Here is a 10057-nt window from a genome sequence, read left to right as displayed (position 1 = left end):
TAAACTAATAAAACGGAGAGCCTATGGCTTTAGAAACTTTCGGAATTTTTGGGTTAGAAGTATGTTGTCTTGGCATCTTGTCTGTTGATTTAGCATAAAGGGTAACGAAGAGCCATTAAAAATAATGAAAGATTGCGTGAAAAACTAATTGCTCAATTTCAAACCTTTCTTTCTACAAAATCAATTGACTTAAATCTCAACGCATTGTACGCATTATGGATATTATCTCATCAAGATAATGGCCAGACTTTTGATGAAAATTTATTTCGTAAAAATGTAGAAAATTATTTACCTCGACCAATTTCTCATACTATTTCAAGGGTTTTGTCGTCAATTTTTTCCCATAAAGATAATTTCAACTTTTGTGATTACTTTGATTTTACTGAGCTATCGAATAATAGTGAGAGTGAAGGATTAGAATAGTGAGAGTGAAGGATTAGATGACTTTTACAAATTTTAAAATATATCGGCAATATCAATTGTATCTGAAGACATATCTTTTCTTAAAAAGATGTATAAAATACTACAAGCTCTTGAGCGACCAATATATCTTAATCTTCTTAAGCGAATGGTCTCAGAAATGGGTTCTGGTTCTAATTCCACTAATAAAATTATATGATTTTCTAAGCCTTGAAAATCGTAAATAGTTGACCAAGTAATTGTTTGTGGATGAAGAGGACTAGCGAGAGAGAATCGCTTAAATTTGAAAGTAGAAATTTTTGATGCTATCGAGTCAAAAAAGTTTTGACTTGGTTTTTTAGAAAAGAGGATTGTTATGTGTTTAGGTAAAACTTTTTCATCGTTGATTAATGCCAAAATATTGCTTTTTATGGCTTTAATTAAGTCTTCATCAGTTATGTAATAATCTGTGCTGACTTCCTTAAACTGTCTGACGGGCTTTTTTACTTTATAGGTTGGACTAATATATTCTTCGTAAGAATCAAAAATATTAATTGTGTTTCTGATTACTTTTTGCAGGGTATAATTAAAGGGTTTAAATATCTCTTGTATATCATTTTCATTAGTTTTTTGAGAATCATCTTTAAAAATTAAAATTGATAGATTAAACATTTGACTAGCATAGTCAGCTATTTTTCTTAAAAAATCACCATCTAATTGTTGTGCCTCATCAATAATAATTCTGACCTTTTCTAAATTTTCTTTATTTTCTAAAACTTTTTGTACTAAACTAAGTTCTTGAAGCGTAAATATCTTTAAAAGATCATTATTAGTTTCAACATTAAGCGAAATTTCCTTATAGATATAATCTTTTGAATCCTGAGAATTAGTAATGAATAAAACCAATTTATAAAGTTGAATATCTGAAATAGCTTGTGAGATTGCGAGTTGAGTTTTTCCTGTTCCCGCAGGTCCATCAATAAGGATTGGAGTTTTAACTTTATAAAAACCATCTAAAATTTCTTGTTGCTCTTTAGTCAGCTTAATTATAGTTTGTCCCTCATCTTCTAGTTCTGCACTTAGGGATTTTCTAAATTCTGATTTAGGGGTAATTAACGTTTTAATTTCTTCTACTATCTTTTTGCCAAGAGGTTGATGATGATTATTATTATTGCTATAATGACTATATATTTCGTTGATTTTCTCACCTAGATTTTTCAGATCATCTCTAAATAAAGTAACGTCTCTTTCCATAAAGAGAGCTAAATTTCCCTCTAAAATATCAATATGAGGAAAACAAATTGCATATCCACAAGGTATCCAACGATTTTTCAAACTAGAACGATTTTTCAAACTAGGTAGTTCACGTTTTAGTAATAACGGCAATTTTTTTGAGTTAGCTAATTGTTTTTCGTAGGGATTTTGATAAGAAATATTATCTCCCGATTTCCACTTATCATGTTCCCCGTCGTAAGAAAATCGAGTTCCTCCCTTGACTTCAATAATCAATAGACCTTTCTGGGGATGAACTAACAAGAAATCCGTTTCTCTTTCAGTTCTAGCTCAATCTTTATTCTTAAAAATCCAGTATCTGTCTTGAAAAATGTAAAAATCATCGTCAAGTTGAGATAGTAAATGATATACTTCTGATTCTCCCCGTAAATCAGGATTAGAAGGCGCATCTGGGGGAAACATTTTAGCCATAATTGATATTACCCATAATTAAAAACGAGCGATCACACAGTGTGCCTTCGGCAACGCAACTCTCTAAACCCTAACTTACCCAAAAATGCCTCATACTTATCTTGACTTCCAATAAAAGGCTCTTCGGTTTGTGTTAGCGATTTTTGTCAATTGTTTTTGCTCTAGAGCGAACTAATCAATTAAGTCTCTTGCCAGATAAGGATTTAGTCGATTTATGCCCCCCTATCGAACCATAACAAGTAACGAAGAGCCCAATAAAATAAGGAAGTAAAGCGATAAATCAACAAAATGCTATGGTCATCAATCTCAATATCCCGCCCTCCCAACCATCAGCTAATCTAAAGGTAAAAATACTGATAGAAACCCTTAAAAATGGTCAATATGCTGTATCTATCGCTGAATTGCCTCATTTTCGAGTCCAAGCACCCACCAAAGAAGAAGCCATTTCCCAACTACAAACAACCTTTATCGAACAAATTAGCCAAATTGAAACGATATCATGGACAACACCCCTAGATAACCCCTCACCCAATTGGCGAGAATTTGCAGGTATCTTTGAAAATGACGCAGATTTTCAAGAAATCATGGATACACTTCAAGCAGAACGTACTTTAGATGATGACAGTGAAGTAGATCCCTCATATTATCTGTAGAGGATAAAGATTTGTGTCTCAATATATTCTCGATACTGACCATATTTCCCTAATTCTTCGCAATCATCCCCAAGTTATTGCTAATGCGTCCCGTCATTCCATTTCCGTTACAATCATTACTGTTCAGGAACTTTTCAACGGTTGGATGGGTAAAATTAACGCTCCTTGGGCTATCAATAATCTGCCCCAACTCTACTCAAAACTTTCAATAACCGTCAAATATCTGCAAACAATTGAGATTCTAGACTTTACAAACCAAGCAGATAATCTTCTCAAACAATTACTTAAAGAAAATCCGCCTCTGCGAAAAAATCGCCTACAAAAAGCTCTGCGAATAGCTGCTATTGCATTATCACTTAATGCTACAGTCGTTACTCGTAATCAAAGAGATTTCAGTTTAGTACCCAGATTATCAATAGTAGATTGGACGGGGAGCTAAAGCCAGTTTTACCCTTTTATTTCCCTAATTTTACCCTTAAACTGTTCTAAATTCTCTCTTAAACTCTCATAAATACTATTACTCCCAAATGGGGTCGTGATTCCACAGTGGTGGTAAGCCATATTGCTGCCCTGTATGAAGTGTGTATAATACTTATTAATAAAAATAATTTATCCGAATCAGCATTAAAACCTCTAACTTAATGATAACTTTTCTGATAAATATCTTTTTGTGGCTCGTGAAAAGCTTATTCAAGCACCAGTCGCTCACAGAACAAAATCATCCTTCTAGTCCGACTCTATTCCCTTGTCCTAGTTATGGTTCTCACCATACCATCAAGAAGAGTTCTACTGATCATGATAAATCCAAACGTCAAGGTAACACTCGTCCCTGGTTGCCTGGCCAAGTTTTCCACAATACTGTTAATCTTTTATTTCTTCTGGTGTCCCCTAGTTCTGCATACTGTAATTCTTGGGCTGCCCATTTCTCCATTTTTTTCCTGACATCTCAATACACTCCTTCTTTCAAAACTATACCTCTCAATCGTTTCCGCCTTTTTTAAGTTTCTTCTCTTTTTGTTAATCAAAGATGTGACCAATGGATACCCTAAAAGGAGCGAGGTTTTAAACCCAAAATTCTGATAAAGTAAAAATCGTCCCGATACCTTGACTGGTTAAGGGAGAGAACGTCAATAGTTTGTTAAATAGTACATATAAACCAATGCCACGTCTTCGCTCGATTATTTCCCTAGTTTTAGTCCTAGTTACTACCCTGCTGGTTAGCTGCAGCGGTCCGCAAGCAACTATCCCCAGCGTTTACAGTCCCCAAAAAATCGAACAGTTACAGGTTTACATCCAACCCATAGAAGGATTTCGCCAAAAAATGAGCGTTTTGCAAGACCTCATCGCTGACAAAAATTGGGTAGATACTCGCACCTATATCCACGGTCCCTTGGGGCAATTGCGTCAGGAAATGGTAGGATTATCCCGTAATTTACTGCCCAAAGACCAAGAAAAAGCCAAGCAGTTAGCGAAAAATCTTTTCGTTCACTTTGAACGTATCGATGCGGCAGCCAAAGAAAAAGATGCTAGTCTTGCCGCTACTCAATTCCAAGAAGCATTAAAAGACTTCGATGCTTTCTTAAATATTGTTCCCGGTTAGTTTGTATCGGGAGACAGAATCGGTTATCAGTTATCAGCTTTTTAAAAAAATCTCGGGCTTTTTGCCTAGAGATTGTTGTCAGAGAGAAGCACACAAAAACTTTTTTCTTATGGTTATTGAGTTTAAAAATCAAGATAGAAAAAAATAGTGAACCTTACCTTTTCCCAACCAACTGCTTTTTATTAACCATTGGCAGGATCACTTAGTTTAGCAGTTATCTTAATAGTGAGGTACGAAGTCTCTGGTTTTAGGGAACAGGCAAGAGGGAGCGCCGGAGTTGGGGAAGTGGGGAGAAGGGAGCAGGGGAGGGGGGAGAAAAAAGCTGATGACGGCTGAGAGCGGGGGGAATCATGGCCATTTACAATTGCTTAATAATTGTTGCCACTGCCGTGATAATATGTCTTGTGGCTCACCTGAGCGTCATAGCTCGGAAAGCAATCTAGATATTGAGATTAGTCTATCGCTGATTTAGGTGTACCTTGTCTGATCCATCGATCGAATCTCCCCCAACCCCAGAAACCAACCCGCCGTCAGATCCGATGCGGGAATACTATCAACTACAAAACACTTTATTGATCACCACCCTGATCTTAAGCGGTCTGATCTTTATTCCCGTGTGGTGGTTTTATTCCCTCAATACCGCCCTTAATTACCTATTAGGGGCAATGGTGGGAGTTGTTTACCTAAAACTCCTGGCCGGGGAAGTGGAAAAATTGGGGGTAACGAAAAATCGGGTGGGCAAAAAAGGATTAGCCCTATTCGCTGGATTAATCATCATCGCCAGTCGTTGGCAAGAACTGCACATAGTGCCAGTTTTTTTGGGTTTTTTGACCTATAAAGGGGCGATCATCGTCTATACTCTGCAAACCATCTTCAAGTTGGAGCAGAAAGCCGATTCCTAACCCCTTTGACCGTTAAAATAACCCTGATTTGCGAACCCGAATCTCTCCAAGGTGGAAATGTTAGACAGTTTAAGTGTGCTTAATTTTTATAGCCTCGCTTCCCTGGAAGTGGGACAACACTGGTACTGGCACATCGGCGGACTAAAAATTCACGGGCAAGTGATCGCGGTCTCCTGGATCGTCTTCGCTATCTTAATCATCGCCTCGATCGCCGCTACCCGCAAGATCCAGAAAGTTCCTAGCGGTATTCAAAACCTGATGGAGTACGTTCTGGAATTTCTGCGCGATTTAGCCAAAAACCAGCTAGGAGAAAAGGAATATCGACCCTGGTTGCCCTTCATCGGCACCCTATTTTTATTTATTTTCGTTTCTAACTGGTTAGGGGCATTGATTCCTTGGAAGTTAATCGAACTGCCCGAAGGAGAATTAGCCGCCCCCACTAACGACATCAATACCACGGTGGCGTTAGCCCTACTGACTTCCCTCGCTTACTTCTACGCGGGCATCAGTAAAAAAGGACTCGGTTACTTTGCTCACTACCTAGAGCCGATTCCCGTGCTATTACCGATCAAAATTTTAGAAGACTTTACCAAACCCCTCTCCCTCAGCTTCCGTCTTTTCGGAAACATCCTCGCGGACGAGTTGGTAGTGGCCGTATTAGTCTTCCTTGTCCCCCTAGTCGTACCCCTACCCCTGATGGCTCTCGGTTTATTTACCAGCGCTATTCAGGCCCTTGTCTTCGCCACCCTTGCCGGGGCCTATATCCATGAGGCCCTGGAATCGGAACACGAAGAAGAACACGCTTAAAAGCGAGGGACAAAAAAAGAAAAATTTCTTAGGGAAAAGTGTCCAAATAATAGGATAATAACTAAGAAATTATTGGTCGAATTCAGGATGAGCAACTGAATTCCAGGATCGTTCTTTCCCAAAAACTCTTTCGGGAGTTTTGAGCAGAAAACCAGCCATTTTTTACGGCTGAGAACGCGCTCTGTAAACAACAGATTGAAATTGATTAGTAAATAGAGGAAAAAATCACCATGAACCCCACAGTAGCTGCCGCTTCCGTTATCGCCGCCGCCCTCGCCGTTGGTTTAGCCGCTATCGGCCCCGGCGTTGGTCAAGGTACCGCTTCTGGAGAAGCTGTTTCCGGTATCGCCCGTCAACCCGAAGCTGAAGGAAGAATTCGTGGTACCCTTCTCCTCAGCTTGGCATTCATGGAATCCTTAACCATCTACGGCTTGGTTATCGCTCTCGTTTTACTGTTCGCTAACCCCTTCGCCTAATTAAAAAAGCAGTGGGCTATCAGCCCCCAGTCCGCAGCTTGGCGGGAGAGTTTTCAAAACTCTAAAAAAACGCCGAAGGAGCCAACTAAAAAGTCTGGTTTTTGGGACGGAAGGCTGATAGCTAGTTAAGGGAATTTTGCTGATCCCCCCTGACAGTTTATTGTTAAAGCAGGGGGATCGTCTTCCTTTTTTGAACCTGCCTATAGCTTCTATTTATCAGGAATAAATCAATGTTTGATTTCGATGCCACCCTGCCAGTGATGGCACTACAATTTATTCTTTTGGCAGTGATCCTGAACGCCGTTTTTTATAAACCCCTCAGTAAAGTTTTAGATGAACGGGCGGAGTATATTCGGCAAACAGAAAGCGGAGCCAAAGAACAACTAGCCAAAACCGAAGCACTGGTACAAGAGTACGAATTGCAATTAAGTTCGGCTCGTAAACAATCCCAAGAGATTATCGCCCAAGCGCAAGCCGAGGCCCAAAAACTAGCCAGCGAAAGAGTTGCCGCAGCCCAAAAAGAAGCGATCGCTCGTAAAGAAGCCGTCGCCGCCGAAATTGCCCAACAGAAAGAAGAAGCCTTTCGTTCTCTAGAAGGACAAGTAGCCTCTCTTTCCCGTCAAATTCTCGAAAAACTCCTCGGCCCCGAACTCGTTCGCTAAACCCCAGCCCTTGGTTAATAACAGTGATCAGTGAAAAGATAGAAGTCAGTCGTCAGAAGTTAGAAGACTGATAACTTACCTCTGATAACTGATAACTGCATAACCTACTCCCCGCCCTCAATAATCATGATCATCGACACAGTTTTATTATTAGCCACGGAGGCGAAGGAAGCGGCAGCAGAGGGATTCGGCATCAACCCCGATATCCTAGGAACGAACCTATTTAACCTCTCGATTCTGCTCGGTTTAGTCATCTTCTACGGCCGCAAAGTTCTCGGACAAATCCTCGGAGAACGTCAGTCGAAGATTGCTGAAGCTTTAGCCGAAGCTGAAAACCGGAAAAATATTGCCGCTACCGCCCTCGCCGAAGAACAGAAAAAACTCGCCCTCGCAAAACAAGAGGCCGAAAAAATTATCAATAATGCTCGATCTAGAGCTAAAACTGTCACCGCCGACATCGCCGCCCAAGCCGAACTCGATATTCAAAGAATGCGCGAAAGTGCCGCTAAAGATCTCTCGGCGGAACAGGATCGTGTTTTAGTAGAATTACGCCAAAGAATTACCGCTTTAGCCTTAGCTAATGTGGAATCCCAATTAAGCACCGGCCTGGAAGAATCGGTACAACAAACCCTAATTGATCGCAGTTTGGCCAACCTAGGAGGTAAATAGATGCAGGGAAGTTTAATCAGTTCAGAAATCGCCGAACCCTACGCCCAAGCATTACTTTCCGTCGCCCAAAGCAGCGGACAATTAGAAGCGATCGGCGGCGAAATTAAATCCCTCTTGGAATTGCTAGAAAATGCTCCCGATCTAAGAGCTTTTATCGGCAATCCCGTGATCAAAGAAGAAGCTAAAAAAGCCGTTCTTTCCCAAGTAATGGGGAGCAGTGCCAATCCCTATTTAACTAACTTCATGATGTTATTAGTCGATAAACGTCGGATTCAATTTTTAGAACCCGTTTGTCAACAATATCTCACCCTGGCTAGAGTGCTGACTAACACCGTTTTAGCGGAAGTTTCCTCGGCCACCGAATTGAACGATAGCCAAAAACAAATCGTCATCGACAAAGTGAAAACCCTGACCGGGGCAAATGTGGTCGAACTGAAAACCAAAGTTGATGGCAGCCTCATCGGTGGTGTGGTGATCAAAGTCGGTTCTCAGGTCTTTGATGCCAGCATTCGCGGTCAACTACAACGCCTCAGCCTCTCCCTGCGCTAAGGTCATCTAATCTCCCTTTTTTGCCGTTTTTTCACCTCCTAATTTTTTACTTTTTCCCAGATTAAACTATGGTAGCTATCAGACCCGACGAAATTAGCACGATTATTCGTCAACAGATCGAATCCTATAACCAAGAAGTACAGGTCTCCAACGTGGGAACCGTCCTGCAAGTGGGTGACGGTACTGCCCGCATCTACGGCCTACAACAGGCCATGTCGGGAGAACTATTAGAATTTGAAGATGGAACCGTCGGCATCGCCCTTAACCTCGAAGAAGATAACGTCGGTGCAGTGTTAATGGGTGACGGTTTCGGGATTAAAGAAGGCGGTACGGTGAAAGCTACCGGTAAAATCGCTCAGGTTCCCGTGGGTGACGCCTTAGTCGGCCGCGTGGTTGATGCTCTCGGTCGTCCCATCGACGGTAAAGGAGACATCCTCGCCAGCGAAACCCGTCTGGTGGAATCCCCCGCCCCCGGTATTGTGGCTCGCAAATCCGTCTGTGAACCGATGCAAACCGGCATTACCGCTATCGATGCCATGATTCCCGTCGGTCGTGGTCAACGGGAGTTAATTATCGGTGACAGAAAAACCGGTAAAACAGCGATCGCCATTGACACAATCATTAACCAGAAAAGCGAAGACGTGATCTGTGTCTATGTCGCCATCGGTCAAAAAGCCTCCACCGTCGCCCAAGTAATCGACACCCTCACCCAAAGAGGCGCCATGGATTACACCGTGGTGGTGGCCGCTAACGCTAACGACCCCGCCACCCTCCAGTATATCGCCCCCTACACCGGAGCTTCGATCGCCGAATACTTCATGTATAAAGGCAAAGCGACCCTAGTTATCTACGATGACCTCACCAAACAGGCTCAAGCTTATCGTCAGCTATCCCTGCTCATGCGTCGTCCTCCCGGTCGGGAAGCTTACCCCGGCGACGTTTTCTATCTCCACTCCCGTTTACTAGAACGCGCCGCTAAACTCAGCGATGCCCTCGGTGGCGGTAGCATGACCGCCCTGCCGATTATCGAAACCCAGGCCGGTGACGTTTCCGCCTATATTCCCACCAATGTAATTTCGATTACTGACGGTCAGATATTCCTCTCCACCGACCTCTTTAACGCTGGTTTCCGTCCCGCTATTAACGCTGGTATTTCCGTATCCCGCGTGGGTTCGGCGGCCCAAACAAAAGCGATGAAGAAAGTGGCCGGTAAATTAAAACTAGAATTAGCCCAGTTTGACGAATTAGAAGCTTTTGCTCAATTCGCTTCTGACCTTGATGCGGCCACCCAAGCACAACTGTCTCGCGGTCAGCGTCTGCGTCAAATCCTGAAACAGCCCCAAAACTTCCCCCTGGCCGTTTGGGAACAGGTCGCGGTGGTTTATGCCGGTTTAAACGGTTATCTCGACGATATCGCCACCAATAAAGTTATCGATTTCTGTACTGGCCTACGGGAATACCTGAAAACCAGCAAACCTCGCTACGTTGAGATCGTTAGCACTGAAAAACAACTCAACGACGAAGCGGAAGGCCTGCTCAAAGATGGCATCAACGAGTACAAACAAGCCTTTAAATAATCTCGGTAATCAGTAAATGAATGTTGGTAATGGGGGTTAGGTTTTAGGGGATGGGGTGT

Annotated in this window: 12 protein-coding genes and 2 pseudogenes; 10 read left to right on the top strand and 4 right to left on the bottom strand. The window is 42.1% G+C overall.

Going from position 1 to position 10057, the window contains the following annotated elements:
• Positions 1-456: 456 nt before the first annotated feature.
• The 3 genes and pseudogenes from EWV84_RS21305 to EWV84_RS21295 all read right to left on the bottom strand — a co-directional run bounded on the left by EWV84_RS21305 (position 457) and on the right by EWV84_RS21295 (position 2103).
• The gene (locus tag EWV84_RS21305) at positions 457-1653 is read right to left on the bottom strand and encodes an AAA family ATPase (RefSeq protein ID WP_287079910.1); all 1197 of its coding nucleotides are present in this window, start codon (positions 1651-1653) and stop codon (positions 457-459) included.
• A 108-nt stretch (positions 1654-1761) separates the two neighbouring features.
• Positions 1762-1941, bottom strand: a pseudogene (locus EWV84_RS21300) (nuclease-related domain-containing protein); the annotation flags it as partial.
• 21 nt (positions 1942-1962) lie between these two features.
• On the bottom strand, positions 1963-2103 hold the full coding sequence (locus EWV84_RS21295; protein ID WP_287079908.1) for a hypothetical protein: 141 nt from the start codon (positions 2101-2103) through the stop codon (positions 1963-1965).
• 293 nt (positions 2104-2396) lie between these two features.
• Here EWV84_RS21295 and EWV84_RS21290 point away from each other — a divergent pair, with 293 nt between their 5' ends.
• Both EWV84_RS21290 and EWV84_RS21285 read left to right on the top strand, forming a co-directional pair.
• Positions 2397-2756, top strand: a complete 360-nt coding sequence (locus tag EWV84_RS21290; RefSeq protein ID WP_002763370.1) for a hypothetical protein — start codon at positions 2397-2399, stop codon at positions 2754-2756.
• Positions 2757-2769: 13 nt separating this feature from the next.
• Positions 2770-3195, top strand: a complete 426-nt coding sequence (locus tag EWV84_RS21285; protein ID WP_287079907.1) for a type II toxin-antitoxin system VapC family toxin — start codon at positions 2770-2772, stop codon at positions 3193-3195.
• Positions 3196-3529: 334 nt separating this feature from the next.
• On the opposite strand, the pseudogene EWV84_RS21275 reads toward EWV84_RS21285, so the two are convergent.
• Positions 3530-3687 (bottom strand): annotated as a pseudogene (locus EWV84_RS21275) (IS4/Tn5 family transposase DNA-binding protein); the annotation flags it as partial.
• Positions 3688-3915: 228 nt separating this feature from the next.
• Between EWV84_RS21275 and psbQ the strand changes: the two are divergent.
• The 8 genes from psbQ (at position 3916) to atpA (ending at position 9998) form a co-directional block, all read left to right on the top strand.
• Positions 3916-4356: a photosystem II protein PsbQ gene (psbQ, locus tag EWV84_RS21270; RefSeq protein WP_287079906.1), complete on the top strand. Its 441-nt coding sequence runs from the start codon at positions 3916-3918 to the stop codon at positions 4354-4356.
• Positions 4357-4895: 539 nt separating this feature from the next.
• Complete coding sequence (locus EWV84_RS21265) at positions 4896-5258, top strand: ATP synthase subunit I (protein ID WP_149988376.1); 363 nt, start codon at positions 4896-4898, stop codon at positions 5256-5258.
• Between the two features lie 57 nt (positions 5259-5315).
• Positions 5316-6065, top strand: coding sequence for a F0F1 ATP synthase subunit A (gene atpB, locus EWV84_RS21260; RefSeq protein WP_002739857.1), 750 nt, complete (start codon positions 5316-5318; stop codon positions 6063-6065).
• Between the two features lie 230 nt (positions 6066-6295).
• The gene (gene atpE / locus EWV84_RS21255; protein ID WP_002740068.1) at positions 6296-6541 is read left to right on the top strand and encodes an ATP synthase F0 subunit C; all 246 of its coding nucleotides are present in this window, start codon (positions 6296-6298) and stop codon (positions 6539-6541) included.
• Between the two features lie 230 nt (positions 6542-6771).
• The gene (locus EWV84_RS21250) at positions 6772-7203 is read left to right on the top strand and encodes a F0F1 ATP synthase subunit B' (RefSeq protein WP_002795845.1); all 432 of its coding nucleotides are present in this window, start codon (positions 6772-6774) and stop codon (positions 7201-7203) included.
• Positions 7204-7329: 126 nt separating this feature from the next.
• Positions 7330-7872: a F0F1 ATP synthase subunit B gene (locus EWV84_RS21245; protein ID WP_287079904.1), complete on the top strand. Its 543-nt coding sequence runs from the start codon at positions 7330-7332 to the stop codon at positions 7870-7872.
• Entirely contained in the window at positions 7873-8421 is a 549-nt protein-coding gene (gene atpH / locus EWV84_RS21240) for an ATP synthase F1 subunit delta (protein ID WP_002763366.1), read from the top strand.
• Positions 8422-8489: 68 nt separating this feature from the next.
• Entirely contained in the window at positions 8490-9998 is a 1509-nt protein-coding gene (gene atpA, locus EWV84_RS21235; RefSeq protein ID WP_287079903.1) for a F0F1 ATP synthase subunit alpha, read from the top strand.
• Positions 9999-10057: the final 59 nt, after the last annotated feature.

This window comes from Microcystis sp. M_QC_C_20170808_M3Col (assembly GCF_007095505.1).
Taxonomy (GTDB): Bacteria; Cyanobacteriota; Cyanobacteriia; order Cyanobacteriales; family Microcystaceae; genus Microcystis.
The sequence above is the reverse complement of the archived record's forward strand: the minus strand, read 5'-3'. Positions and strand labels throughout refer to the sequence as shown.

Bases quoted from the DNA above. Each gene is read 5' to 3' on its own strand.
- atpH (WP_002763366.1), top strand. From the start codon at position 7,873: ATGCAGGGAAGTTTAATCAGTTCAGAAATCGCCGAACCCTACGCCCAA.
- psbQ (WP_287079906.1), top strand. From the start codon at position 3,916: ATGCCACGTCTTCGCTCGATTATTTCCCTAGTTTTAGTCCTAGTTACT.
- EWV84_RS21305 (WP_287079910.1), bottom strand. From the start codon at position 1,653: ATGGAAAGAGACGTTACTTTATTTAGAGATGATCTGAAAAATCTAGGT.
- EWV84_RS21250 (WP_002795845.1), top strand. From the start codon at position 6,772: ATGTTTGATTTCGATGCCACCCTGCCAGTGATGGCACTACAATTTATT.
- EWV84_RS21245 (WP_287079904.1), top strand. From the start codon at position 7,330: ATGATCATCGACACAGTTTTATTATTAGCCACGGAGGCGAAGGAAGCG.
- EWV84_RS21295 (WP_287079908.1), bottom strand. From the start codon at position 2,103: ATGGCTAAAATGTTTCCCCCAGATGCGCCTTCTAATCCTGATTTACGG.
- atpB (WP_002739857.1), top strand. From the start codon at position 5,316: ATGTTAGACAGTTTAAGTGTGCTTAATTTTTATAGCCTCGCTTCCCTG.
- atpA (WP_287079903.1), top strand. From the start codon at position 8,490: ATGGTAGCTATCAGACCCGACGAAATTAGCACGATTATTCGTCAACAG.
- EWV84_RS21290 (WP_002763370.1), top strand. From the start codon at position 2,397: ATGGTCATCAATCTCAATATCCCGCCCTCCCAACCATCAGCTAATCTA.
- EWV84_RS21265 (WP_149988376.1), top strand. From the start codon at position 4,896: ATGCGGGAATACTATCAACTACAAAACACTTTATTGATCACCACCCTG.
- atpE (WP_002740068.1), top strand. From the start codon at position 6,296: ATGAACCCCACAGTAGCTGCCGCTTCCGTTATCGCCGCCGCCCTCGCC.